Here is a 26,365-nt window from a genome sequence, read left to right on the forward strand (position 1 = left end):
GCGCAAAGAACCGTTCAGACAACGGGGGACGCAGCGCTCAGCGCATCCAAAAGCCGTTGGATTTGATCCGGTTGCGGATCGCCTGTTCGCGGCGCGGCAGGTTGTCTTGATCAAAGAGCGCGCGCACCTTTGCGCCGCGCCCCTGATAGACCATCCGCTTGATCGCATCGCGCTGTTTGAGCAGCTTTTTCATCTGGTTGGGGGCGGTGATGGCCTGTAGCACCTCAATCGCATGATCGCTTTCACGGGCATAGAGCAGCGGCAGAAAACGGTAGTGGCAGGTCACCGTGCCATCCAGCAAACCAGAGGGCAGGGCATCCCGCCCGCCGCCGAGGGCGTGGATCACCAGTGGCAGCACGATCTGGTCGAGCCATGGGTCAAAGCTCTGCGCGCAAAGCTCCACAGGAGGATCATCGCGTACCGCCAGCGCGTAGCGCAGAAACAGCGCGCCAAATTCGCGCGGGCAGCGGTAGTAGAAGAAACCGGCGTTAAAATAGAGATAACGGCGCCAATATTCATCCGGCTGGCTCAGGTCGAGGCTGCTGGCAAAGTCGAGGTCGAACTTGTCGTAAAGCGACTTCCAAAGCGCGGAATAGCCCGGCCCGTAAAGCTGCGGCTCTGGCCATGTCCCTTCGCGCCGCAGGGAGGCCGAGGGCCGGTCGAAATCAAAAGGCACGGCGGTCAGATCGCCGGTGATCAGCGTGTCTGTGTCAAAGAAAACAAAGGGTTCACCCGCGGGCAGGGCGCTGAGCATCTCGATTTTGTTGCCATAGGGGTAGGCGCTGCCGAAATGCTGGCTCTCGAAGGGGATGAACTCTGCTCCGAGGTCGGTCAGCGCCTCACGCAGCGCGATATCAGTGATGCGCGGGTCGTTGTCCCAAAGCGGTCCGGGCTGCGGCTCGGCGATCAGCAGGCGGCCTTGGAACTGCGGGCAGGAATGGCGCAGGGAGGCGGCAAAAAGCAACGCTTCATAGGCCAGCCGCCCCTGTTGCCCCACGATGACGACGTTGAAAGTTTGCGGGATACGCGAATTGCGTGTCATACTTCGGCAAGGCCTTTTGGTTTTCGGCCAGTATAGAGGCAGGCGTCTGTTGGCAAAAGCCAGCAATTTGAGCGGCCTGCGGGAGGGTTCGGAATGTTCGATTTTGTCTTCGCCGTGATCGCGATCAGCTTTGGCGGATCAGCCGCCCCTTTGGACGGGGTTGGCCGACCGGATGCGCCGATGAGGGTGCAGGCCCCGGCGCGGCCCGCAGCACCGGCCAGTCCGGCGGCGCCTCTCACACCCGCAGAACCGCCGCAGGCATTTCACATGGCGGCCGTGCCCCCCGGATTGGTTGCCGAAGATCAAACCCCCACGGGCCGGTTCACAACCGCCGCAGAGGTGAAGCCGATCCTGAACGCGACGCGCGGCAATTGGATCGCGGTGCGGCAGTATAACGGGCAGGACCTCGTCTACGTCACCCATCTGTGGAGCTGGCGCTGCGGGCTGGCCGCGATGGCGGTCGCGGTCAACGACGCGCCGATGCAGAATTGGCCGATGCCCCCCTGCCACGAGGCTCTGCCTTCGCCCAATACGATTCTGGATGACGATCCGCAGCCGTATCTGACATTCGACCTCGGGTCTGTTCAGACGGTTCGGGTTCAGTTGGTATACGACGATCTGAGCATGGAGCTTGAGGCGTTTTCGCGGGGAGATGTGCTGATCCCGTAAGGCGGGTACGTTGCCGTCGCGTACAGGATCGATCCGTGGGATCGATCGGTGGCCACGGTCGTTTCGCTCGCGAGGTTCCGGGGTCATCTAAGGAGGAGAAAGTGGTGGGCGACCCTGGAATCGAACCAGGCGTGCGTCTCCGCGAGGGAGTTACAGTCCCCTGCCACACCTTGCGGCCTGTCGCCCACTTTGTCCCGGTGCATTGCACCTGACGTGGGGGCGTGATTACAAGCGACCCAAAGAAGCGTCAAGGCGAATTCCTGAGAAATGTTGGGGAAATCGCACGAAAGGATCAAGAGATGAAGAAACCCAAATGGGTCGTGCAAAAAGAGCAGGACAAGAAGGCGGAAGCGGCGCAGACGGTCTGGCTTTTTGGCCTGCATGCGGTGCGCGATGCGCTGATGAACCCGAACCGCGAAAAACTGCAGCTGATGGTCACGCCGAATGCCCAAGCCAAGCTAGAGGATGCCATCGCCGAGGCGGAAATCACGCCGCAGGTCGTCGACCCGCGCAAGTTCCGCCCGCCGCTTGATCCCAACTCCGTCCACCAAGGCGCGGTGCTGGAGGTGAAGCCGCTGAACTGGGGCCGGTTGGAGGATGTCGCCATCGGTGATACCGCGCCGCGGCTGCTGTTGCTCGACCGGGTGACCGATCCGCACAACGTCGGCGCGATTCTCCGCTCGGCTGAAGTCTTGGGCGCTTCGGCGGTCATCGGCACCAAGCACCACTCTGCGCCCGAAACCGGCGCGCTGGCCAAGACCGCCAGCGGCGCGTTGGAGCGTCAGCCCTATCTGCGGGTGCGCAACCTCGCTGATGCGATCCGCGCGCTGCAGGATATGGGGTATCTGGTGCTGGGGCTGGATGGGGAGGCCACGCAGACCATCGAGGGCGCCGTAGAGGGCCGCCGTGACCGCCCTGTGGCACTGGTTCTGGGGGCAGAGGGGCCGGGACTGCGGGAGAAGACCCGCGAGACCGTGGATGCGCTGGTGCGGATTGATGCGGCTGGCGGATTTGGGTCGCTCAATGTCTCTAACGCCGCCGCGATCGCGCTATATGCCAGCCGGTTCGGGGGCTGAGAATCGGCAAGAACTGGCTCAAAACCGGGCAGGGGGCGGGGCGACAGGGCCCGGCCCCTTTGAAAACGGCCAAGGGTTCCTAAATTTAAAGGTGACCGCAGGCCCGGAACGCCTGCCGGCCACCTACTGTCCCTCGTTCCGTACCTTACGCCCCGTGTTCGTCATGGGGCGTTTTTTTTATGTGGCGGCTAGATACACAAAAGCCACCCCGAAGGGCGGCTTTGCGTTTCCTACGGGGTAGTAGGATCAACCTGGAGCGGGCGAGGCGATTCGAACGCCCGACCCTAACCTTGGCAAGGTTATGCTCTACCCCTGAGCTACGCCCGCATCCGGTTGGTGAGGGGGGAATACCCATTCGTGCGCGGGGCTGCAAGGGGGGAAATTGCCCCGGCGGAGGGAAAGCGCGATATTTGTTAAGCCGCGTGAATTGGGGGCTGGAAAAGCACAAAGGGCCGCATCCGAAGATGCGACCCTGTGAAAACCAGATGGAGCGGGCGAGGCGATTCGAACGCCCGACCCTAACCTTGGCAAGGTTATGCTCTACCCCTGAGCTACGCCCGCTTACCGTCTGGTGAGGGCGAAATACCCATTAGCGCGGGGGGCTTCAAGAGAGAAATGTGGTTTTTGGTGGAAAAAATTGCGCAGGGCTGGGGCGCTGCCCCCGGACCCCCGCGGGTATTTGAAAAAGGATGAAGGTGAGGGGGCGGTGCGGGGTAAAGGGGAGGGATGCTTGGGGTGGTGAGCTGGCTTTAGCGGCAAAAGAAAAGGCCCCGCGCGGGGGCGGGGCCTTTGATGATTTTGGCAAAGCTTAGTGGCTGTGCTGTTTGTCCCAGTCTTCCTGTTTTGGAAGCTGCTCGAACGTGTGTTCGGGCGGCGGGCTGGGCAGTGTCCATTCCAGCGTGTCCGCAAATTCGTTCCACGGGTTGTTCGCTGTGGAGCGGGCGCCGCGGGTCAGCGTGTAGGCCATAATCCCGAAGAAGAACAGGAAGGAGGCGAAGCTGAGGAAGGCACCGATTGAGGACCACTGGTTCCAGTAGGCGAAGGCCTCGGGGTAGTCGATGTAGCGGCGCGGCATGCCCTGACGGCCCAAGAAGTGCTGCGGGAAGAAGGTCAGGTTGGCGCCGATGAACATTGCCCAGAAGTGCAGTTTGCCTGCCCATTCGGGGTACATGCGGCCTGTCATCTTGGGCAGGTAGAAGTAGATGCCTGCGAAGATGGCGAAGACCGCGCCGAGGGACATCACATAGTGGAAGTGTGCCACGACGTAGTAGGTGTCGTGATAGGCACGGTCCACAGCGGCCTGGCTCAGTACGATGCCGGTGACGCCACCAACAGTAAAGAGGAACAGGAAGCCGAAGGCCCAGAGCATCGGTGTTTTAAACTCGATGGAGCCGCCCCACATGGTGGCGATCCAGCTGAAGACCTTCACCCCTGTTGGCACCGCGATGACCATGGTGGCCAGCATGAAGTAGGCCTGCTGGTTCAGGGTCATACCCACGGTGTACATGTGGTGCGCCCAAACGACAAAGCCCAGAGCGCCGATCGCGATGATCGCCCAGACCATCGGCAGGTAGCCGAAGACTGGTTTGCGCGAGAAGGTCGCGATCACGTGGGAGATGATGCCAAAACCGGGCAAGATGATGATGTAAACTTCGGGGTGACCAAAGAACCACAGGATGTGCTGGTAGAGGATCGGGTCACCACCGCCTGCAGGATCAAAGAAGGCGAAGCCAAAGTTACGGTCCATCAGCAGCATGGTGATCGCGCCCGCCAGAACCGGCAGTGACAGAAGGATCAGCCAGCTTGTGACGAAGATCGACCATGCAAAGAGTGGCACTTTGAACAGGGTCATGCCGGGAGCACGCATGTTCAGGAAGGTGGTGATCATGTTGATCGCGCCGAGGATCGACGAGGCACCCGAGACGTGAACCGCGAAGATCGCGAAGTCCATCGACATGCCTGCTTCGCGGACCGAGAGCGGCGGGTAGAGCACCCAGCCCACGCCGGAACCCAGTTGGCCGTTGCCGCCCGGTGTCAGCAGTGAGCAGACCGCCAGCGTTGTACCGGCGACATAGAGCCAGAAGCTGAGGTTGTTCATCCGTGGGAACGCCATATCCGGCGCGCCGATCTGCAGCGGCATGAAGTAGTTGCCGAAACCGCCGAAGAGGGCGGGAATCACGACGAAGAACATCATCAGGATGCCGTGGCCGGTGATCAGCACGTTCCACAAATGACCATTGGGCGTACAGGCGGCAGAGCTATCCGCGATGAAACGCGCGCCTTCCATACACATGTATTGAACGCCGGGGTTCATGAGCTCAAGGCGCATGTAAACGGTGAATGCCACCGAGATAAGACCGACCAAGGCCGAGACGATCAGATAAAGGATACCGATGTCTTTGTGGTTTGTGGACATGAACCACCGGGTAAAGAACCCCCGGTCGTCGTGATGATCTTGGCCGTGAATGGCTGCGTCTGCCATGCGGTGCCTCCTGCAAATGAATTGGACACATGGCGCCAGAGGCGGCACATGCGGTGTCGCGCCCGTTTTAGAGCGACCGTCTCGCGGGGGCAATGGGCGCGATGGTCGCAGGGAGGGTATTTTTTCCGCTGCGGCTATCGACGTATATTCGGGTTCTAACGCCGCTTGGCGCGCGGTTTGCCTCTACCAGGAGGCGATGTCGCAACTGCCAGAGGGGTCATTGGCAAAGACATCATCGAAGGTGGCGCGCAGGGCCAGATCGACATCGTCCATTGTGACGGGCAGGCCCAGATCGACCAGTGAGGTCACCCCATGGTTCGTGATGCCGCAGGGCACGATGCCGCCAAAATGGCTGAGCTCCGGCTCTACATTGATGCTGATGCCGTGAAAGCTGACCCATTTGCGCAGCCTGATTCCAATCGCGGCGATCTTGTCTTCGGCGGGGCTGCCATCGGGCTGGGCGGGTTTTTCGGGCCGCTGTACCCAAACGCCGACACGCCCGGGGCGAACCTCGCCGCGCAGGTTGAATTGATCCAATGTGGCGATCACCCAATTCTCAAGCTGGCGCACGAAACAGCGGACATCGCGGCCCCGTGCGGCGACGTTGAGCATCACATAGGCCACGCGCTGGCCCGGCCCGTGATAGGTGTACTGACCGCCGCGCCTGGTGGGGTAGACGGGAAAGCGGTCCGGCTCTGTCAGGTCTTCGGCCCGCGCCGAGGTGCCCGCGGTGTAGAGCGGGGGGTGCTCTACCAGCCAGATGCATTCCTCGGCCTCACCAGCGGCGATGGCGGTGGCGCGCGCCTCCATCCACGCCTCGGCGGTGCGGTAATCGGTCAAGCCGTCGCTGATGATCCATTCAACCATAGAGATGCCTTAGCAAGACCCGCGCCGCGCCGCCAGAGGCTCTGCGTCAGGCGGCGGCGTCGCGTTCTTCCAGAACCTTGCGGAGCATCTGGGCATAATTGTCGGCCCCCTGCGCCCCGGTGACGAGGTATTTGCCCTCAAAAATCATCGACGGCACGCCAGAAATACCGCGCGAGGTCCAGAATTGCTGTGCTTCGCGGGTTTGTTCGGCGAAGCTGCCACTGCTAAGCACCTCCAGCGCCTCGCTGCGGTCCAGCCCGACGGAGGCCGCGACATCGGCCAGCACCTCGGGATCATTCACATTGCGCCCTTGGGTGAAATGCGCATCGAAGAGTGCCATCTTCAGCGGGTGTTGCAGCCCTTGGGCCTGCGCCCAAGTGAGCAACTGATGCGCGGCGAATGTATTTTGCATCCGCGTGTCGTCGGAAAAGTTGAAGGCAAAGCCCAAGTCGCTGCCCATCTGGGACAGCCGCTTGCGATTCTCGACCGATTGCGCGGGGGTGGAGCCATATTTCTCGGCCAGATGTTCGGCCATGTTCTGGCCTTCGGCTGGCATCTGCGGGTTCAACTCAAAGGGATGCCAGCGCAGATATGCGCCCACGCCGACCGCGCCGAGCGCTTGTTCCAGTTGTTTATAGCCAACGATACACCAAGGGCACATGACATCCGACACGATGTCGATCTGCACGGTGGGGGCGTCAGTTGAAGGCGTGGCGGTATCTGCGGGCATGGCGTGTTCCTTGTTGCTTGGTCCACAGATGGCTTGCCGGGCGCGGCGTTTCAACGTCTGAGGTGTCAGATTGCAGGGCATTAAAGGGATTGTGATCAGCGAAGTGGCCGCGGGAAAATAGGGGCTTAACCCGCTTTCTGAACCTCACTGAAAAATTTTGCCGATTGCCTCTTCACAAGCCCTTGGTCTTTGGCTAAACCCCGCCCACCAACCATGGCGTGCGGTCGTGGCGGAATGGTAGACGCGCAGCGTTGAGGTCGCTGTGGGGTAACACCCGTGAGAGTTCGAGTCTCTCCGACCGCACCACCATGCTTTGCAATGGCAAAGCGATGGTCGGATCACCCAAAAAAGAAAACTCATTTCAGTCCTCGTCTCTCGTCGCGGGCAGACTACACTTTGCTGCGCGGTATTTTGCCGATTTTGCGGTCCGCTTCTGTGCGAGACGGGCGAACAGGGCTCTCATACCGCGATTGCCCCGGCAGAATGTTTGCAGCCAAGGCGGCAATGCCGTTTAACGGTTGATGAGAAAAATGCGCGTGCTGAGCGGGCTAAGGAAAACCGGCGCGAAAACCGGGGTAACGAAACGCAAGGAGGGTAGCGCGTGGCGCAACAAGGGCAGACTCGAGGGGCGGCGTATTGTCTCGCTCTTGGACTTCTTCTTGGTGGGGGGGCTGCGGCGCAGGCGGCAGAACTGGCCATCACTGGTATCGCCGATGATTCAGAGCTTTATGCCACCCTGCGCGGCGGGTCGCTGCTGGCCGAGCAAACCGATGAGGATGCCGAACCGGCCACGCCGCAGGAATTGGTCGCCGCAGCGCAGGCGGACTATGGCAGGCTTTTGGCGCTGCTTTACGACAACGGGTATTTCGGGCCGACGCTCAAGATCACCTTGGACGGCGTCGATGCCGCCGCGATTCCCCCGGTGCAGCCGCCGCGCCGCATCGATCGTGCCGTGATCACCGTAGACCCGGGGCCAAAGTTCCGCTTTGGCGCGGCCCGTATTGCGCCCGTCGCCCCCGGTACCGAATTGCCGGAGGGTTTCGCCAGCGGCGAGACCGCGCGTCTTGGTGTGCTCAAGGAAACCGTCTCGGCCGGGGTGAGCGGCTGGCGCGATGTGGGCCACGCAAAGGCGGAATTGGCCGATCAGGATCTTGTGGCCAAACACCGTGAACGGCAGATCGACGCGGCCTTGCGGATCGCCCCGGGGCCAAAGCTGCGCTTTGGTGCGCTGACCGTGACCGGCAACGAAGACGTGCGCACCGCCCGCCTGATTGAGATCGCGGGCCTGCCGGAGGGGGAGGTCTTCTCTCCCGAGGAGTTGGAACTGGCCACCGAACGGCTGCGCCGCACCGGCGCTTTTGATGCTGTGGCCCTGATCGAAGCGGATCGGATCGGCCCTAATGACACGCTGCCCATTGCCGCGCAGGTGACAGAAGCGCCCAAGCGCCGCTTTGGGTTTGGCGCGGAGCTGTCTTCGCTCGAAGGGCTGACGCTCAGCACCTTCTGGCTGCACCGCAATCTGTTGGGCGGGGCCGAACGACTGCGCTTGTCGGCAGAGATCGAAGGCATCGGCGGCAACTCAGGCGGCGAAGACTATACGCTCTCCGCCCGGTTCGAGCGTCCGGCGACCTTTAACGAGGATACCGATTTCTATGCGCTGGCCACGCTAGAGCAGCTCGATGAGGTGAATTACTTCTCCCGTCAGTTGGATCTGGAAGCGGGGATCGAGCGGATCGCCAACCAGAACCGCACCTATTCTGTGGGCCTTGGCCTGCGTGTGGCCGAGACAGAGGATGCCTTTGGCACCAACCAATACACCCTGCTGACCCTGCCGCTGGGGGCCGAGTTCGACTACCGCGACAAGGAACTGGACGCGACCGAGGGCTATTACATCGACGCCAATATCACGCCCTTCGTCGCGCTTTCGGGGTCTGAAAGCGGGCTGCGCACCTATTTCGATGCGCGCTACTACCGCAGCTTTGGAACCGAACGCCCCGTGACACTGGCCTTCCGGGGGCAGCTTGGCTCTGTCGCCGGGCCGGACCTTTCCGAGGCGCCTGCGGATTACCTGTTTTACTCTGGCGGGGGCGGCACCGTGCGCGGGCAGCCCTATCAGTCGCTCGGCGTTGATCTGGCAAGCGGCGACACCGTGGGCGGGCGCAGCTTTGTCGGCCTCTCGGCAGAAGCGCGCATGGCCCTGACCGAGAAGATTGGCGTCGTGGGCTTTGCCGATGCGGGCTATATCGGGTCTGAGGAATTCTACGACGGATCAGGCACTTGGCACTCCGGCGCGGGGCTGGGGCTGCGCTATGCCACGGGCATCGGGCCGATCCGTCTGGATGTGGCCGTGCCCACCTCGGGGCCGGAAGTTGATGAAGATTTCCAAGTCTATATCGGGATTGGACAGGCGTTTTAATGCGACAGTTTTTGCAGATTCTCACCGCCAGCTTTGTCTACCTGGCCTGCCTCACTCCGGCTTTTGCGCAGGATGATGACAAGGGCTTTCTCACCCGGACCATTCAGGATGCGCTGAGTGGCGCGGGCCGCACCGTCAGCATCGACGGGTTCTCGGGGGCGCTGAGTTCAGCAGCCTCCTTTGATCGAATGACGATTTCGGACGACGATGGCATCTGGCTGACGTTGGAAGAGGTGGTGCTGGATTGGAACCGCTCGGCCCTGCTGCGCGGACGGCTAGAGGTTGAACAGCTCACCGCCGGGCGGCTGGATGTCGAGCGTCTGCCGGTCAGCGATGAGGTTGATCTACCCGATGCCGAGGCCAAACCCTTTGCCTTGCCCGATCTGCCCGTTTCCATTGAAATCGCTGACTTTTCCGTGGATGAGATCAATCTGGGCGAGCCCATTTTGGGTGAGGCTGCGCAGCTTTCGGTCCGCGCCAATGCGCGGCTGACCGATACGGTTGGTATTGTCGATTTTCAGGCCCGCCGCACCGATGGCAAAAAGGGTGAGTTCGACATTCAAGCCGATTTCGACCGCAGGGAAAACGTGCTGGATCTGCTGCTGAACCTGACCGAAGACCCCGAAGGCATCGCCTCGAAACTGCTGAATCTGCCGGGGCAGCCTTCGGTGCAGATGACCGTCGAAGGCGCGGGCCCGCTGGATGATTTTGCAACCGATGTGACCATCGCCACCGATGGGCAAGAGCGTTTGGCCGGGCAGGTGACCCTTGGCACGCAGGCCCCACGCCGCGCCAGCGAAACCCCTGACCGTCGCATTCAGGCCGATATCGGCGGCGACATCACCGCGCTGCTCGCTCCGCGCTACCGTGAATTTTTCGGGGAAGACGTGCGGCTGGCGCTGGATGCGCTGCTTGAAAGCAACGGTGCCGTTGAGGTCAGCAGCTTTGCCCTTGCGGCGAATTCCGTCGATCTGGAGGGGCAGGTCACGCTGAACCAAGAGAAGTGGCCGACGCTGATCGACATCTCTGGCCGGATCGCAAACCCCGATGGCACTTCGACCCTTTTGCCGATCTCGGGTGAGGGCACGCGGGTAGAGGCCGTGACCCTTCGCGTGGACTACGATGCCGCCGATGGCGACCGCTTTGAAAGTGCGTTCGACATCACCGGGCTGGACACGGGCGCGCTGCAAATCGCGCAGACGCAACTGGCGCTTGATGGGATCCTCGAAGGCAACCTTGGCAGTTTGGGCCAATTCCTTGGCGATGTGACCTTTGCCACCGAGGGGCTGTCGCTGACCGATCCGGCCAGTGCCGAGGCCATTGGGGACGCGATCACCGGCAGCGCCGAGATCCGTTTCGTTGAAGGTGAACCGATTGAGATCAACGGGCTGACCCTGTCGGGAGATGACTATGGCCTGACCGGCGAGGCGGCGATCGATGGGGTGGATACCGGGCTGCTCACGCAGTTGAAGATGACGCTCGAAGCGCAGGATATCAGCCGCTTTTCCGCGCTGGCGGGCCGCGATATCGCGGGCGCCACGGCACTGGCGCTGAACGGGACGGTGACGCCTTTGGGCGGTATGTTCGATCTGGCGATTGCGGGCGGGACGGATGACCTTGAGATCGGGATCGAACAGGCCGATGCGGTTCTGGCGGGGCGCACCAGCCTCAGCATGGTCGCAAAGCGCAATGAGACCGGGACTTTTCTTCGTGATCTGGACCTCAAGAACGACGCGATTGATCTGACCGGAAATGTCGAGTTGCGCAGCGAAGACAGCCGCGCGGCTTTGGACTTTACGCTCGCCGATGTCGGGCTGGTGCTGCCGCAATACGAAGGCCCCATCGCGGTCAAGGCAACAGCGGTACAAGAAGCGCGTGGCTGGGTTGTCGATGCGGTCACCGATGGCCCCTATGACGCGGCGCTGACCGTTTCGGGCTTGGCCACGGGCGAGGACGCGCAGATCGATTTCACCGCAGATATCCCGCGGATCGAAGATTTCGTACCAGACGCGGATATCACCGGGCCTGTCACGGCCAAGGGCGAGCTGCGCCAGACACCACAGGGCTGGGAGATCAACACCGACGCCAGCGGGCCGCTTGATGCGCAGGCCTCGGTCAGGGGGCTGGTCACGCCGCGGGTGGATGTGGCCTTTGACCTGTCGTTGCCAGATATCCAACCTCTCGTGCCGCAGATCAACGGCGGGGTTGAGGCCAGCGGCTCGTTGGAGCAGACCGAACAGGGGTTTGTCGTCGATACCATCGCCAATGGTCCCTACGATAGTCGCTTCGCGCTGGAAGGGTTGGCAACCGGCCCCGAGATGGCACTGCGCTTTGACCTGACCTTGCCGGATGTCAGCCCGCTGGCCCCCGGCGTCAACTGGCCGCTTGCCGCGCAGGGCACCGTGCGACAGCAGGAGAGCGGCATTGCCGTGGATGTCGCCGCGACCGGCCCCTACGGCAGCAGCGCCGTGGTCGAAGGTCTGGCAACCGGCCCGAATATGGCGCTCAGCTTTGATCTGTCGGTGCCCGACCTGAGCCCCATCGCCCCCGGTGTGAACGGTCAGCTTTCGGCCACCGGCGACATCCGTCAAACAGAAGACGGGATCGCCGTGGATGTAAGCGCCAACGGCCCCTATGGCAGCAGGGCCATGGTCGAAGGGCTGGTCACCGGTGAAGTCTCAATGCGGTTCGACGTCTCCGTTCCCAATGTGAACCCGCTGGTGCCCAGCGTCACGGGTTCTTTTGCCGCGAATGGCGTGGCGCGCCAGACCGAAGCAGGGGTGGTGCTTGATGCAAGCGCCAGCGGCCCCTACGGCGCGCGGGCGACGGTCGAAGGCTTGGTGACAGGCCCCAACGCGGCGGTCGATTTCCAGCTGAACATGCCCGACATCGGCGCATTGGTGGAGCAGGTGAACGGCCCGCTCAGCGTCGCAGGCTCGGCCCGGCGCGAGGGGGAGGCATGGCGGATTGATACCAATGCCAACGGCCCCGCCGGCACGCAGGCAACCGTGGCTGGATTGGTGAACCCCGATGGGACGCTGAACATTGATATCGCGGGCAATGCCCCACTTGGCCTGTCGCGTCCCTTCCTTGCCCCGCGCAACTTGCAGGGGCAGGCGCAGTTTGACTTGCAGATCAACGGCCCGGCGGCGCTGTCGTCGGTCAGCGGGCGCATCACCACCAGCGGCGCGACATTCACCGCGCCGAACCTGCGCGTGGCTCTGCGGGGGATCGATGCGGATATCCAGCTTGGCAACAACCGGGCACAGTTGAACGTGACCGGGCAGGCAGTCGACGGCGGAGAGCTGCGCGTGGCGGGGGCGATCACCCTGACACCGGCCTTGCCTGCGGATATCAGCGTGACCCTGCGCAATCTCGTCTATGCGGACCCAAGCCTTTACAGCACCACGCTGAACGGCGACCTGCGGCTTGCGGGCCCTTTAAGCGGTGGGGCGCAGATCACCGGCGTGATCAACGCGGGCGAGACCAATATTCAGGTGCCCGCAACGGGGCTGACCTCAATCGGGGACATTCCGCAGATCACCCATGTCAACGCGCCCGCCGATGTTCTGGCAACCCGGCGCAAGGCCGGGCTGGAGGGGGCCGAAGCGGGAGAAGACCCTGCTGAGGATGGCTCGGGCCCCGGCTTTGGACTGAACCTGCAATTGAACGCGCCCAACCGGATTTTCGTGCGCGGGCGCGGGCTTGATGCGGAACTGGGCGGCTCGCTCAACCTCAGCGGCACCACCAATCGCATCATCTCTGCCGGGCGGTTTGAACTGATCCGGGGGCGGCTGGATATCTTGGGCAAACGCTTCTTGCTCGACGAAGGCTCGGTCCAATTTCAGGGCGATTTCATTCCCTATATCCGCTTCGTGACCTCGACCGATACCGAAGCGGGCGAGGTGCGTGTCATCGTCAGCGGCCCTGCGAATGAGCCGGAGGTGACCTTTGAATCCACCCCTGCCGCACCGCAGGATGAGGTGCTGTCGCAACTGCTCTTTGGGCGCAACATCTCGGAAATCTCGGCCTTTCAAGCGCTGCAATTGGCCAGTGCGGTGGCGACCCTTGCGGGCCGTGGCGGCGACGGGGTGATCGGCAACCTGCGCGAAGGCTTTGGCTTGGACGATCTGGATGTGACCACCACCGACGATGGTGCAACGGCGCTGCGGCTTGGGAAATACCTGACCGACAATGTCTATACCGATGTCACGGCGGCCTCTGATGGGACTGGCGAGGTTTCCCTCAACCTCGACATTACCGAAAGCCTGACGGCCAAGGGCACGCTTGGCTCGGACGGCGACAGCAGCATCGGTATTTTCTTTGAGCGGGATTACTGAGAACGGGGGCGCCTTGCGGGGCGCCCTTGGCCGCGTTTAATCCGCGTCGCGCGGGGTAAAACGGCCATAGCGGCCTTGGTCGAACATCAGCCCCGCCGCGCCATCCTCGCGCAGGGCGACCTGTTGCACATGGCCCAAAATCAGCGAATGATCGCCCGCCGGATGCACGGCGTAGGTGTTGCAGTGAAACCGGGCAAGGCAGCCCGAAAAGGTCGGCACACCTGCGGCATCTTCCGTCCAGTCGAAACCGGAAAAGTCATGACCTTGACCGGCGAACCGTTGGGCCAAATCCTCTTGATCCGCGCCAAGGACATGGATGCAGAACGATGCAGCCGAGGTGAAACTGTCGTGCCGTTTGGATGAGATCGCAGGCGACCACAGCACCAAGGGCGGCTCAAGCGAGACCGAGGCGAAGGAATTCGCGGTCATCCCCATGGGGCCCTGTGCGGTTTTCACGGTCACCACGGTCACGCCGGTGCCGAAACGCCCAAAGGCGCGGCGCAGGGCAGGGGCATCGCCGCTGTCGGGCGAGAAGGGGATCAGATCATCACTCATAGCGACAAGCGGTGCCATGTAGCGGCTGATTTGTCCAGCGGTGCCGGGGCGTTGCGCGCCCCGTTCCCCTGCGCGGTATTCCGCCCCTGTTAGCACGGGCAGGAACCCCAATCGGGGATGGGCGTTGGGTCTGCGATGAGAGGCATCATCGGCGCTTACGTGGTGTCGATGCTGGCTGTCTGAAAGGGGCGGAGCAGGTCATCTGCGCCGCCTGTCCAAGGCACCCGAATGCCGTTCAAAGCAGAAAAGGCGCGCAACGCCGCGCCGGAAAGTGACTAAAGATGATGCATGCAACCAAACTGACCGTCGGCGCCGCTTTGTTGAGCGCCACCGCTTTCGGCTCCTCCGCGATGGCCGATGACAATGAGACCGTTGACCACGCTGAAATCGGGTCGCTGTCTTGCGATGTGGGCGATGGCACCGGCTTTATCTTTGGCTCCACCCGTGAGCTGACCTGTACCTTCAACCCCATCGAAGAAGGTCTCGAAGATGAGACCTATGTCGGTGAGATCAACCGCTGGGGCGTCGATATCGGTAAGACACAGAATGGCCAGATGTCTTGGCTGGTGTTGGCCCCGACTGAGCAGGAATATTACGAAGGCGGTCTGAACGGCAGCTACAAGGGTGTCTCTGCTGAGGCGACCGTTGGTGTCGGCGCAGGTGCAAACCTGATGACAGGTGGCTCTGAAAACACGCTGGCGCTTCAGCCGCTGAGCGTGAACACCCAGACCGGCGTGAACTTTGCTGTGGGCGTGGGTGAGATCAACTTGCAGCGCGTCGAAGGCTAAGCCTGCGAAAGGCGAGAGCCGAGCTTAAATATGTGAAATGTACGTAGGGCCGTCCCATTGGGGCGGCCTTTGCTTTTCGCCAAACCTCAAAGTTTGACGAGCCGATCGCCGACCCGCACGGTGCCATCTTGCACGATCTTGCACAGGATACCGCGCAGGCGGTAGGGGCGATTTTCCTTTCGGTTGATCCAGCGCAGGCTGTCTTGGCCATATCTGTCGCGCCATTTGATGCAGCCGGTGTTGAACTTGTCGCTCACCTCCAGCACCGCCGATCCGGCCTGTAGCCGTGTGCCGACGGGCAGGTTCTCATGGCCAAGGTCCATGTCCACGATCATCGTATCGCCGGGGTGGGGCGTGTTTGCGCGGTCACGCCAGCACAGGTCCATGATGCGTTTGGGCAGGATCGAAACCTGTATCCGCGGGTCGGGGCTGCCATCGGGCAGGGTCAGCCAAGGTTTCTTGGTCCAACGCTCGCCACGGATGCCTTCGCCCACGGTCAGGTCCAGATGATCGGGGTGGTCTCGCAGGCCGTATTCAGCGCGGAAACAGAGCTGTTCTATGACCGCCCCATCCTTGGGCGCGGCGAGGATATTTGGCAGGGCGGCGTCACATTCCGCCGCTGTGGCGGGCGGCAGTATCTGGGGGGCGGTTTGGTCCATGTCTCTCTCTCTTTGGGCACGGCGCGGGGGCGGGCAGCCACCCGCGCCGTGTCAAGCTTTAGCGATTCATTCGGTTGTCGATAAGATCATCCACCACGCTGGGATCCGCCAGCGTCGATGTATCCCCCAAGGCGCCATAATCGTTTTCGGCGATCTTGCGCAGGATCCGGCGCATGATCTTGCCCGAGCGGGTTTTCGGCAGCCCGGGCGCCCATTGGATCAGGTCGGGCGAGGCAATGGGGCCAATCTCTTGCCGGACCCAATTGCGCAGCTCGCTGCGCAGGTCTTCGGAAGGCTCTTCACCGCTCATCAATGTGACATAGCAATAGATGCCCTGACCTTTGACCTCATGCGGGTAGCCGACCACGGCGGCTTCGGCGACTTTGTCATGGGCGACCAGCGCGCTTTCGACCTCGGCGGTGCCCATGCGGTGGCCCGAGACATTGATCACATCATCGACGCGGCCCGTGATCCAATAGTCGCCATCGGTATCGCGTTTGCAGCCATCGCCGGTGAAATAATAGCCGGGATAATCCGCGAAATAGGTTTTCTCGAACCGCTCGTGATCGCCCCAGACGGTGCGCATCTGGCCCGGCCAACTGTCCGCGATGCAAAGCACGCCTTCGGCTGGATTGCCCTCAATCTCTTGACCCGAGGTTGGGTCGAGCACCACAGGTTTGATCCCGAAGAACGGTTTCATCGCGGCCCCTGGTTTCATGTCATGGGCGCCGGGCAGGGGGGTCATCAGGTGACCGCCTGTTTCGGTCTGCCACCAAGTGTCGACGATGGGGCAGCGGCCTTGGCCGACGACATCATGGTACCAGTTCCATGCCTCGGGGTTGATCGGCTCGCCCACGGTGCCAAGAATGCGCAGCGACGACAGGTCGCTTTTCGTGACGAATTCCTTGCCTTGGCCCATCAGCGCGCGGATGGCGGTGGGGGCGGTGTAGAACTGGGTAACCTTGTGCTTTTCGCAGACCTGCCAGAAGCGGCTGGCGTCGGGGTAGGTCGGCACGCCTTCGAACATCAGCGTGGTCGCGCCATTGGCCAGCGGGCCATAGACGATATAGCTGTGCCCGGTGACCCAGCCCACATCCGCGGTGCACCAATAGACGTCGCCATCGTGGTAATCAAAGGTCACCTCATGGGTCAGCGCCGCATAGGTGAGATAGCCGCCGGTGCTATGGACCACACCCTTGGGCTGGCCGGTGGAGCCAGAGGTATAGAGGATGAACAGCGGGTCCTCGGCCCCCACGGCTGTCGGCTCGCAGGTGTCGGCGGCCTGCTCGGCCAGTACGTTGTAATCGCGGTCGCGGGCGTCGTTCCATGCCACATCCCCGCCGGTGCGGCGCACCACGAGGCATTGCACGCTGGCGTCGCATTGCGCCAGTGCCTTGTCGGCATTGGCTTTGAGCGGGGTGGCCTTGCCGCCGCGCGGGGCCTCATCCGCGGTGATCACGACCTTGGCTTCGCAGCCATTGACGCGGGCGGCCAGCGCATCTGGTGAGAACCCGGCGAAAACGATGGAATGGATCGCGCCGATCCGCGCGCAGGCCAACATGGCATAGGCGGCTTCGGGGATCATCGGCATGTAGATGATGACGCGGTCGCCTTTGCCCACGCCCAGATCGCGCAGTACATTGGCCATGCGGCAGGTGGCGCTGTGCAACTCGCGGTAGCTGATGTGTTTTGCGTCGTCCTCGGGGCTGTCGGGCTCCCAAATGATCGCGGTTTGATCGCCGCGCGTCTCAAGGTGGCGGTCGATGCAATTGGCGCTGACGTTCAACTCGCCATCCGCGAACCAGTTGATGCTGACCGACCCAAGGTCAAAGTTCACATCGCGCACCTGGGTAAAGGGTTTGATCCAGTCGATCCGCTGCGCCTGTTCGCGCCAGAACGCCTCGGTGTCGGTGACCGAGGCGTTGTACATCTTGTCATAGGTCTGGGCATCCACATGGGCGCGGGCGGCCATGTCGGCGGATGGCGGATAGGTCTTTGCGGTGGCGTCGGACATGGTGGTTCCTCCCTTGATGTTCGCGTCTTGCCACGGGGCGCAGATCTCACCCGGCTGCCGTGGCCTCCTCCTGAGCTGGATCATAGCGGCCCGTGAAAAGAAGTGAATAAGCAACTGGAATACAAGGGCTTGCCTGTAAAGGTTTTTCCCGATTTGCGGGGTATCTGTAAATTTTCCACTGTCTACCGGGGAATGACGCGCTTTTTCAAAGCCTTGGCAGTCAAACCTTGCCCAACTGTCTTGCGGCTGTCGTATTTGCGCGGCATGACGGGGTTGGCAGGCCTGTCCCCTCGGGGTAGCCTGTGCGCCAATCCGCTCACTAAGGGCGGGCATCTAGGGAGAGATATCATGAAAAATCTGCTGAGCGGCGCTGCCGCCTGTGCGCTAAGCGTTGCCTTCGTCGGCGAAGCTGCCGCGACCGAATGGAACGCCTCCGTCTGGGGCAAGCGCCGCGCCTTCACCGAGCATGTCGAAAAGATCGCCGAACTGGTGAACGAAAAGACCAACGGCGAATTCACCATCAACGTCAGCTACGGCGGCCTGTCCAAGAACCGTGAGAACCTCGACGGTATCTCCATCGGTGCCTTTGAGATGGCCCAGTTCTGCGCCGGCTACCACGCCGACAAGAACCGCGCGATCACCGTGTTGGAACTGCCCTTCCTCGGCGTCAGCAACCTTGAAGAAGAGGTCGCGGTCAGCCGTGCCGTCTATGACCACCCCGCCGTCGCCAAAGAGATGGCGCAGTGGAACGCCAAGATGCTGATGACCTCGCCCATGCCGCAGTACAACCTTGTCGGCACCGGCGATCCGCGCACCACGTTGGAAGACTTTGACGGCATGCGCGTGCGCGCCACCGGCGGTCTGGGCAAAGCATTCGAAGCCGTGGGCGGTGTGCCGACATCCGTGACCTCTTCGGAAGCCTATAACGCGATGGAATCCGGTGTTGTCGACACTGTGGCCTTTGCCCAGCACGCGCACCTGAGCTTTGGCACGATCAACAAAGCCGATTGGTGGACTGCAAACCTCAACCCCGGCACCGTGAACTGCCCCGTTGTGGTGAACATCGACGCCTATGAGGCGCTGAGCGACGCAGAGCGCGAAGCGCTTGATGGGTCCGTCGATGAGGCGCTGGATCACTACCTTGCCAACTACGGCGAACTGCTTGAGCGGTGGGATTCCGTTCTTGAAGAAAAGGGCGTCGAGAAGGTCGAATTCTCCCCCGAGGTGATCGCCGAGTTCAAAGCCAAAGCGGCTGATCCTGCGCGCGAAGCATGGATCAAAGACATGGAAGCCCAAGGCATTCCGGGTCAGGAACTCTATGACCTCGTGATGGAAACGCTGGAAAAAGAACGCGCGTCGAACTAAGCCTTGCGCGCATGACTTTAAGGGCCGTGCGGCAAACCGCGCGGCCCTTTCGACTTTAATGACGTAACAAACAGACTTTCTGAAAAGGAGAGCCGATGGCCGGATCATCCGCCGTGCTGGAGGACAGCAGCCTCCTCAGCCGCCTCGACCGGGGCCTGCTGAAACTGGAGACCTTCTTTGCCCTGATCTCGGGGATTGCCGTTTTCATGTTGATGGTGCTGGCCGTTTGGTCCGTGGGGGGGCGCAAGTTCTTTTCCACGCCACTGGCGGGCTATGTCGACTGGATCGAAGCGGCCATGCCGTTCATCGCCATCATGGGCATTGCCTATACCCAACGTATGGGCGGGCATGTGCGCATGGACATCCTAATCGGCCAGCTTAAGGGCCGCGCGCTTTGGGCGGCGGAACTGCTGTCTGTGGTGCTTATCCTGCTTTTGATGCTGGCGCTGACATGGGGCGCATGGGCGCATTTCGACCGCAGTTTTGATATGGCCGCCCCGATGTGGAGCCGCGATAGCTCGATCGATATCGGCCTGCCGATCTGGCCCAGCAAACTGGTGGTGCCACTGGCCTTTGCCGTGATCTCCCTGCGGCTTTGCCTGCAGATCTGGGGCTATGGCCGGGCCTTGGTGCTGGGGCTGGAACGCCCTGTGGCCGTGCCGCTGGTACAATCGGCGGCAGAACAAGCAATGGCCGAGGCCGAACAACTGGATGGACGTGACTGATGGATCCTATTGAAATCGGCCTTTGGGTCTCGGGCGGCATGTTGCTTATGGTGGTGCTTGGCATGCGGGTGGCCTTTGCCGCCGCCATGGCCGGGCTTATCGGCCTTATCTGGATTTTCTGGGCCAAGAAGGGCATGGAGTGGGACCAACTTGGCTGGGCGCTGACCGTCGCGATCAAGACCGCGGGGCAGGTGCCGCATTCCAAAGTGTCGAGCCAGACCCTCTCGCTCATCCCCACCTTCATCCTGATCGGTTTCTTGGCCTATTACGCAGGTCTCACCAAAGCGATCTTTGAAGCCGCGAAGCGCTGGTTTGCTTGGGTGCCGGGCGGTTTGGCGGTCTCGACCGTTTTTGCGACCGCAGGCTTTGCGGCTGTGTCGGGCGCGTCGGTGGCCACGGCTGCGGTTTTCGCGCGGATCGCCATCCCCGAGATGCTCAAGATTGGCTATAACAAGCAATTCGCGGCGGGTGTCGTGGCGGCAGGGGGCACATTGGCCTCGCTGATCCCGCCCTCGGCGATCTTGGTGATCTATGCGATCATCGTTGAGCAGGACGTGGGCAAGCTGCTGCTGGCGGGCTTTATCCCCGGTGCCTTTTCGGCGGTGGTATATGCGGTGTTGATCATCGGCATCGCCATGATCTGGAAGAACGTCGGCCCGCCGGTGACCGGCTTTACATGGCGTGAACGCTTTGCCGCTCTGCCTGCCGCTCTGCCGATTGTCGCGGTGGTCGTGATCATCATCTTCTTCGTCTACAACCCCTTTGGCGATGCATGGGGCACCCCGACAGAAGGCGGCGCGGTTGGTGCGTTTATCGTCTTTTGCATGGCGGTCTTCCGTGGGATGCGACTGGCGGAATTGAAGGACGCACTGCTGGAGACGGCCAAGCTGACGGTGATGATCTTCACCATCATCTGGGGCGTGTTGATCTATGTACGGTTCTTGGGCTTCGCTGACCTGCCGGGCGCGTTTGCCGATTGGATTTCATCGCTCGAAACCTCGCCGATGATCATCTTGATCTGCATCCTGCTGGCCTATGCGGTGCTCGGCATGTTCATGGACGCCATTGGCATGCTGCTGCTGACACTGCCGGTGGTTTACCCGGCGGTGATGGCGCTCAACGGGGGCGAGTTTGTCTCGGCCGCTGACAGTGCCTTTGGCATGTCGGGCCCGATGTGCGCGATCTGGTTCGGCATTCTGGTGGTGAAGATGGCGGAGTTCTGTTTGATCACCCCGCCCATCGGCCTCAACTGCTTTGTCGTCGCGGGCGTGCGCCCCGACCTCAGCGTGCAGGACGTGTTCCGCGGCGTGATGCCCTTCTTCATCGCCGACGCGGTGACCATCGGCTTGCTTGTGGCCTTCCCGCAGATCGTGCTCTGGCTGCCGTCCCTCGCGGGCTAGGCGGCTTTAGCCACCGGGCTTTTCCGCGGCGGGTTCATCCGCCGCGGTTGCCGCCACATCGGGGGCGGATTTATCCAGAAAATGCCCGATCATGTTGAGCGCAGTGACGTTCTCGCAAATCACCTTGAAGACCACGAGGAAGGGCACCGCCACCAGCGCGCCCGCAATCCCCCAAAGCCAGCCCCAAAAGACCACGGTGAGGAATACGGCAACGGTGTTCAACTCCAACCGACGCCCCACAAGGTAGGGCGTGATGAACTGCCCCTCGATCCCGGTGAGGATCTGATAGCCGATTGGGGCAAGGATCGCATAGCCGACGCTGTCGAATGTGGCGATGGCATAGGCCCCCACCAGCACCGCGCCGATCACCCCGCCGATATAGGGCAGGAAGTTCAGCAAGAACGCCGCCAAGCCCCAGACATAAGGAACAGGCAGCCCAAGCGCGAAAAGGTAAAGCCCAACAGAGACGCCAAGCCCCGCGTTGATGATGGTGATGGTCAGCAGGTAGCGCGACACGCGGCGCTCAACGTCATAGACCGCCTTCAGCGCGCGTTTTTTGCCGGTGAAGGTCTGGAACGACTGAACCAGCTTGAGATAAAACAGATCGCCCGAGGCCAGCAGGAACAGCGCCAGCACTAGGGCGACGGCCACCGTGCCGCCGATCCGCGCGCCGGTGTTCATGGCATTGTCGAGCAGGCCTGGCTGTTTGACCACCACCTCTTCGGGTTTGCTGGCGCCGTTATCTGCGCCGATTTGTTCGACCTGTTCTGTGGCAGAGCGGACATCCTCTACTGTCTTCATCCAGCCTTGCAGCTTGCGCTGTATCTCATTGCCCATCGAGGGAATCTCATCGGACCACGTGGCCACGGTGCCCGCTGACAGCCCGGCCAGCACAAAGATGATCAGCCCGACAAAGCCAATCAGCAGCACAGCCCCCAGCGGAGGCGAGATGCCGAATTTTTCAAAGGAGCGGATCAGCGGGCTAAGCGTCAGCGCGAGGAGGAAACCAAGCAGGATCGGCAGCAGCAAATCCTTGGCGAAATAGGCAGTCACGAAGAGGGCGATCAGTACCAGCACTTCCAACAGCCGTCTGATCGCGGCGATATCGTTCAATGTCTTCCCCCCAACATGCCCTGCGCAGATGCTACGAAGCCAACGCGGGACGGGGGGAAAAGTTCATTCACGCAGGGTGCTTGATGCGCTTATTTCTAGGGGTCCACCGTTTGCAGCCGCAAAGCCTGTCCGCCAAGGGCACGAAAGGCGCGTTGGCGGCAGGTCAGAACGATGATCTGCATATCGCTGGCCTGCCGGTGCAGCGCGTCGAACATCCGCTCGATCCGGTCGTCATCGGTAAAGACCAGCGCGTCGTCCAAGATCACCGGCGCGATGCGTCCCGCGCGGGCCAGCATCCGCGCAAAGGCCAGCCGCACCAAAAGCGCCACCTGTTCCTGCGTGCCGCCTGAAAGGACGTCGATCGGCTCCTCGCGACCATCGCGGATCAGCGCATGGGGCAGCAGCGATTCCTCGCCCCATGTCAGCTCCGCATCGGGCCAAAGGAGTTGCAGCAGTGGTTTGAGTTCTTTGACGATGGGGGTGAAATACCGCTCTCGCGCCTCGTTCCGCGCGTCTTGCAAAGCGCCTTCCAGCCGGGTGAGCACCGCAACCTCATGGGCGATCCGCGCGAGGGTCTCTTCGGCGGCCTGCAATTGGTCTTCGGTCTCGCCGAGCCGTTCCTCCACCGCGTCGCCAGAGGCGCGGGTGATGCGTTCGCTGAGCCGCGCCAGCAGGGGACGCAGGCGGGCGACTTCCTCTCGGGCTTGCGCCTCAACCGATTCCGCGCGGGTGAGGGCGGCCCGAAGGCTGGCCGCATCCGGCGCATCCTTGGCTTTTTCGGCGTGGGTGAGGCGTGCGGCCTCCAGCGCGGCGGCGGTGCTGGCGGCTTGACTGGCAAGCGCGTCTTCCGTGACATCGCCCAGCTTGGCCTGCTGCGCCTCGGCGCGCTGCAGCCGGTCGCTGAGCGAGGCGAGCTGCGCGTCTTTGACCGCGGCATCGGCCTTGGCATCGGCCAGCGCCTCGGCTGCCGTCTCACGCGCGATCCGGCACGTCTCATGCTCGGCCTGCGCAGTTTCGAGGGTACCATCGGCCTGCGCAAGATCGGGCGCCTCGGAAACCTCCTCCGAGGCCGGAATGGCGGCGAGGGCTTGGTGCAGCGCGTCGATCCCCTCAGGGGCGAGGCTGTTGAGAACGGCCTTGGCCTCTCCCTGACGCGCAGCGGCTTCCACACGGGCCGCGGCGGCGGCGCGGGCCCCGGCCAGATCAGCCGCGCCAATCTGGTCGAGCGCGGCTTGCAGGCTGGCGGCGGCGGTTTCGACTGTGCCGTCCTCTGCACCCTCCGCGCCCGGGTGGATTTCTAAGCTGCCGATACCGTCGATCCGCAGGGTGGTGCTGCGCGGAAGCGGCAGGGCGGTGCCCTCCGCCAACGGCCCGCTGTCGCTATGGATGCTGCCCGATTGGCCGGGGGCGTAGCGGACAATCACTTGGGGGGCCGCGGCATCGCGGGCGGCGCGGCTGGCGGAGAGTTCGGCAGAGAGGGTTTCAAGCCGTTGCATCGTGGCGGCGTCCGGGCCGGATTGGGCGGCGGCACCGGCGGTCTCCATCCGGCGGCGGGCCTCTTCGGCCTCTTTGATGCGATCCTCAAGCGCGCGGCGACGGTCTGCGCCGTCCCGCGCGGCGCGCGCCCGCAGGGCTTGGCGGTGTTGGTCCTCGGCGGTTTTGAGGGCGGCGCGGGCCTCTGTGGCGGCGGCCTCTGCGGTGTCAAGCGCGGCGCGGCGTTCAGATAGGGTGCTGCGGGCGGCCTCTGCGGCTTTGCGGGCTGTGGCTTCGGCGGCGCGGGCGGCCTTTTGCTCGACCTCTCCGGCGCGGTAGCTGTCGAGCCGCGATGTGGCGCTTTCAGCCGTGAGACGCGCGAGGTCCACGGCCCGGGCAAGGGTTTCCAGCTCTTCCGCGTGGCGGGTGGCGGCGGCATGGGCGGCGCGGGCGGCCTCAAGCTTTTGGCGGCGTTCTTCGACCACCTCGGGCGCTTCGAGGTCGGCCAAGGCCCGCCGTGCCCGCTGACGCTCGGCCAAGGCGTCCTGCAACTCTCGCGCGGTGGCCGCCAGTTGGTCGCGCGTGGCCGTCAGCGCCGCCACTTGATCTTGGGCCTCTTTCCACGGTCCGCCGGTGCGCGGGCGTCCGGTGCCGGTGGCATATTGGGCAAGCTCGTCGCGGCATTGTGCCAGCGCCTTGTCCATGCGCCGCCCGCCGGTCATCGCTTCGACCTCGGCGCCGACCGAGGTCATCAGATCACGCCGCGCCTCCAGTGCGAGCTTTTCTTCTTTGGTGGAGCCGCCGGTCAGCGCGGTCATGCCCTGACGGACCCAGATCAGCCCCGACGGCCCGCCCGCATCCCCGCCCAAAAGCTGCGCGATCCATGCCTCGGCCTCATCCGACTGTGCGATCAGCCTGCCATCGCGGTGCACGGTGGCAAGGGGCTTTTGGAACCACCGCTTGTGAACGGCAAAGCGCCCCTCGTCGGTTTCGACCTCGATGGTGACCTCCGGCGCGCCGCCCGCATGGGGGCGCAGGGCGGCGACCTCTTTGTCGCGGGAGCCGAAGGGTTTGAAGAACAGCGCCTGTATCGCGTCGAACAGCGTGGATTTGCCGTTCTCGTTCGGCTCGCTTAAGACATTGATCCCGTCGCCTATTCCGGTCACCTGCGCGGGGTCGGTGAAGCGGCGGACGTTGTTGAGTGTGATGGCGCGGATTTTCATGCTTTCGCCCCCTGCACATAGGCATGAAGCCGGGCGAGGGCATCGGCGGCCACGTCACGCTCGGACTGGGGCAGGGTGTCGGATTGTGCCTCGCTCACCAAGGTTTCCGCCGCCATGCGCAGGGCACCGCCGCGGTCGATCTCATCAAGGTCTGCGGCCTCATATTGCGTGCCCAAACCTTCGGTCACCAGTTCGAAATGCGCGAAATCGGGGGCGCAGGCCTCGGCCGCGCGGGCAAGCGCTGCGCGATCGGGAAGGCCCGCCCAGCCCCCTGCTTTGACGCGCAGCAGGTGATCCCGGCGGCCCGCAGCGGGCAGCAGGGCCTGCAAAGCCGCCGCCGCGTCTTGGCGGGGGTGAAGCGTAAGCTCCGCCTCGGACCATAGGAAGCTGCCGGTTTCGATCTCATCCACCTTGGGGGTAGCGCCGGGGCCTGCGACCTCAACCGCAAGACAGACGCCGCGACGCCCGTGTTTGAAACGATCCTGCTCCGGCGTGCCGCAGTATTGGACCCGGTCTGAAACGGCCATCCGCCCGTGCCAATCGCCAAGGGCGAGATAGTCCAACCCCGCGCGCTGATCCCGGTCGGGCGCAATCGCCTCTCCGCTGTCGGTGAAATCGGTGACGCCGCCGTGGGCGAGGCCGATGCGCAGATGCCCCTCGGGGCTTTGCATCTTGTCCAAAGGGGCGCTTGGATCGCTGGCGCCCGCGCGAAAGGCCACGGGGCAGGGCAACAGGCTGGTGCCTGTGGTAATCTCAACCGGGGCAGCATCGGTGAGGGCGCGCAGATTGGCGGGGGCATCGCGGTGGATCATTTCCCACAGGGGTTCGGCATCGCGCAGATTGTCGTGGTTGCCGGGCAGGATCCACCATGTCACCTCTGCCGCCTCGCCCATGGCGGTCAGGGCCTGCCGCAGCACGGCGGGCGAGGGTGTCGCAGTGTCGAATGTATCGCCCGCCACGAGGACATGCGCCGCCCCGTGATCCCGCGCGGCTTGGGCAAGTTTGGCGATGGCCCCATGCCGCGCTTCCATCAGACGCCCCCGGATGTTGCCATCCGCCGCTTGTGGGATATTGGCGAACTTGCGCCCGATATGCAGGTCAGACGCGTGGATGAAGCGGAATGTCATGCGGTGGTCCTGAATGGCTTTGAGAAAGGGGCACGTGGGTGGAAATGAGAAAAAAGGGCAATGGTTGATCGGCTGCGCGGCCCGTTGAGCCAGATACGCGCAGCGGCTCCATTCATCGCAAACTCAGCGCAGAGTGCAAGACGTTGCAGAATCTGCGCGAGGTTCTGGTTCTGCAGGGATTGCGGGCTACATATGCGTGACGCGCGGCTGAGACGCAGCGGCGCCCGCCGCCCAAACCCAAAACTTCCGGGATACGATGAACTCTAGAGCAGCCTCCGAAAACCTCCCTGCCGTAGCGGGC

Annotated in this window: 18 protein-coding genes and 4 tRNA genes; 9 read left to right on the forward strand and 13 right to left on the reverse strand. The window is 62.8% G+C overall.

What is annotated here, in order from left to right:
• Positions 1-37: 37 nt before the first annotated feature.
• Positions 38-1,042, reverse strand: coding sequence for a GT-B fold glycosyltransferase domain-containing protein (locus J3456_RS08725; protein ID WP_349579806.1), 1,005 nt, complete (start codon positions 1,040-1,042; stop codon positions 38-40).
• A 93-nt stretch (positions 1,043-1,135) separates the two neighbouring features.
• Between J3456_RS08725 and J3456_RS08730 the strand changes: the two genes are divergently transcribed.
• Positions 1,136-1,711 carry a hypothetical protein gene (locus tag J3456_RS08730; protein WP_349579807.1) on the forward strand — a complete coding sequence of 192 codons (576 nt, stop codon included), beginning with the start codon at positions 1,136-1,138 and terminating at the stop codon, positions 1,709-1,711.
• A gap of 102 nt (positions 1,712-1,813) precedes the next feature.
• Here J3456_RS08730 and J3456_RS08735 read toward each other — a convergent pair.
• Positions 1,814-1,897 (reverse strand) — tRNA-Tyr (locus J3456_RS08735).
• Positions 1,898-2,010: 113 nt separating this feature from the next.
• Between J3456_RS08735 and rlmB the strand changes: the two genes are divergently transcribed.
• A complete protein-coding gene (gene rlmB / locus J3456_RS08740; RefSeq protein ID WP_349579808.1) occupies positions 2,011-2,787 on the forward strand; it encodes a 23S rRNA (guanosine(2251)-2'-O)-methyltransferase RlmB in 777 nt (258 codons plus the stop codon).
• Positions 2,788-3,039: 252 nt separating this feature from the next.
• On the opposite strand, the gene J3456_RS08745 is transcribed toward rlmB, so the two are convergent.
• The 5 genes from J3456_RS08745 to J3456_RS08765 form a co-directional block, all read right to left on the reverse strand.
• Positions 3,040-3,114: transfer RNA gene (locus J3456_RS08745), tRNA-Gly, on the reverse strand.
• A 159-nt stretch (positions 3,115-3,273) separates the two neighbouring features.
• Positions 3,274-3,348: transfer RNA gene (locus J3456_RS08750), tRNA-Gly, on the reverse strand.
• A gap of 247 nt (positions 3,349-3,595) precedes the next feature.
• Complete coding sequence (ctaD, locus tag J3456_RS08755) at positions 3,596-5,269, reverse strand: cytochrome c oxidase subunit I (RefSeq protein WP_067622408.1); 1,674 nt, start codon at positions 5,267-5,269, stop codon at positions 3,596-3,598.
• A gap of 183 nt (positions 5,270-5,452) precedes the next feature.
• Positions 5,453-6,136 carry a lipoyl(octanoyl) transferase LipB gene (gene lipB / locus J3456_RS08760; RefSeq protein ID WP_349579809.1) on the reverse strand — a complete coding sequence of 228 codons (684 nt, stop codon included), beginning with the start codon at positions 6,134-6,136 and terminating at the stop codon, positions 5,453-5,455.
• Positions 6,137-6,182: 46 nt separating this feature from the next.
• Positions 6,183-6,866 (reverse strand): DsbA family oxidoreductase, encoded by a 684-nt coding sequence (locus tag J3456_RS08765; RefSeq protein ID WP_349579811.1) that lies wholly within the window; start codon positions 6,864-6,866, stop codon positions 6,183-6,185.
• A 220-nt stretch (positions 6,867-7,086) separates the two neighbouring features.
• On the opposite strand from J3456_RS08765, the gene J3456_RS08770 reads away from it, so the two are divergent.
• The 3 genes from J3456_RS08770 (at position 7,087) to J3456_RS08780 (ending at position 13,622) form a co-directional block, all read left to right on the forward strand.
• A tRNA-Leu gene (locus J3456_RS08770) sits at positions 7,087-7,172 on the forward strand.
• Between the two features lie 295 nt (positions 7,173-7,467).
• Positions 7,468-9,282 (forward strand): autotransporter assembly complex protein TamA, encoded by a 1,815-nt coding sequence (locus tag J3456_RS08775; protein WP_349579812.1) that lies wholly within the window; start codon positions 7,468-7,470, stop codon positions 9,280-9,282.
• Positions 9,282-13,622, forward strand: a complete 4,341-nt coding sequence (locus J3456_RS08780; RefSeq protein WP_349579813.1) for a translocation/assembly module TamB domain-containing protein — start codon at positions 9,282-9,284, stop codon at positions 13,620-13,622. The genes J3456_RS08775 and J3456_RS08780 overlap by 1 nt, the downstream gene beginning before the upstream one ends.
• 36 nt (positions 13,623-13,658) lie before the next feature.
• On the opposite strand, the gene J3456_RS08785 is transcribed toward J3456_RS08780, so the two are convergent.
• Positions 13,659-14,195 (reverse strand): flavin reductase family protein, encoded by a 537-nt coding sequence (locus J3456_RS08785; protein WP_502989499.1) that lies wholly within the window; start codon positions 14,193-14,195, stop codon positions 13,659-13,661.
• 263 nt (positions 14,196-14,458) lie between these two features.
• Here J3456_RS08785 and J3456_RS08790 point away from each other — a divergent pair, with 263 nt between their 5' ends.
• Entirely contained in the window at positions 14,459-14,965 is a 507-nt protein-coding gene (locus tag J3456_RS08790; RefSeq protein WP_349579814.1) for a DUF992 domain-containing protein, read from the forward strand.
• An 86-nt stretch (positions 14,966-15,051) separates the two neighbouring features.
• On the opposite strand, the gene J3456_RS08795 is transcribed toward J3456_RS08790, so the two are convergent.
• Both J3456_RS08795 and acs read right to left on the reverse strand, forming a co-directional pair.
• The gene (locus tag J3456_RS08795) at positions 15,052-15,624 is read right to left on the reverse strand and encodes an MOSC domain-containing protein (RefSeq protein WP_349579816.1); all 573 of its coding nucleotides are present in this window, start codon (positions 15,622-15,624) and stop codon (positions 15,052-15,054) included.
• Between the two features lie 58 nt (positions 15,625-15,682).
• Entirely contained in the window at positions 15,683-17,638 is a 1,956-nt protein-coding gene (acs, locus tag J3456_RS08800; RefSeq protein ID WP_349579817.1) for an acetate--CoA ligase, read from the reverse strand.
• 348 nt (positions 17,639-17,986) lie between these two features.
• On the opposite strand from acs, the gene J3456_RS08805 reads away from it, so the two are divergent.
• From J3456_RS08805 to J3456_RS08815, 3 genes are all read left to right on the forward strand, one after another.
• Entirely contained in the window at positions 17,987-19,003 is a 1,017-nt protein-coding gene (locus J3456_RS08805) for a C4-dicarboxylate TRAP transporter substrate-binding protein (RefSeq protein ID WP_349579818.1), read from the forward strand.
• 95 nt (positions 19,004-19,098) lie between these two features.
• A complete protein-coding gene (locus J3456_RS08810; protein ID WP_067622382.1) occupies positions 19,099-19,728 on the forward strand; it encodes a TRAP transporter small permease subunit in 630 nt (209 codons plus the stop codon).
• Entirely contained in the window at positions 19,728-21,128 is a 1,401-nt protein-coding gene (locus tag J3456_RS08815; protein ID WP_067941434.1) for a TRAP transporter large permease, read from the forward strand. The genes J3456_RS08810 and J3456_RS08815 overlap by 1 nt, the downstream gene beginning before the upstream one ends.
• 6 nt (positions 21,129-21,134) lie before the next feature.
• Here the strand turns inward: J3456_RS08815 and J3456_RS08820 are convergent, their stop codons facing one another.
• From J3456_RS08820 to J3456_RS08830, 3 genes are all read right to left on the reverse strand, one after another.
• Positions 21,135-22,241 (reverse strand): AI-2E family transporter, encoded by a 1,107-nt coding sequence (locus J3456_RS08820; RefSeq protein ID WP_269346077.1) that lies wholly within the window; start codon positions 22,239-22,241, stop codon positions 21,135-21,137.
• 95 nt (positions 22,242-22,336) lie between these two features.
• Positions 22,337-24,937 (reverse strand): AAA family ATPase, encoded by a 2,601-nt coding sequence (locus J3456_RS08825; protein WP_349579819.1) that lies wholly within the window; start codon positions 24,935-24,937, stop codon positions 22,337-22,339.
• The gene (locus tag J3456_RS08830; RefSeq protein ID WP_349579820.1) at positions 24,934-26,064 is read right to left on the reverse strand and encodes a metallophosphoesterase family protein; all 1,131 of its coding nucleotides are present in this window, start codon (positions 26,062-26,064) and stop codon (positions 24,934-24,936) included. The genes J3456_RS08825 and J3456_RS08830 overlap by 4 nt, the downstream gene beginning before the upstream one ends.
• Positions 26,065-26,365 lie beyond the last annotated feature (301 nt).

It is taken from the genome of Sulfitobacter sp. NFXS29 (assembly GCF_040148765.1).
In the GTDB taxonomy this organism is placed as follows: domain Bacteria; phylum Pseudomonadota; class Alphaproteobacteria; order Rhodobacterales; family Rhodobacteraceae; genus Sulfitobacter.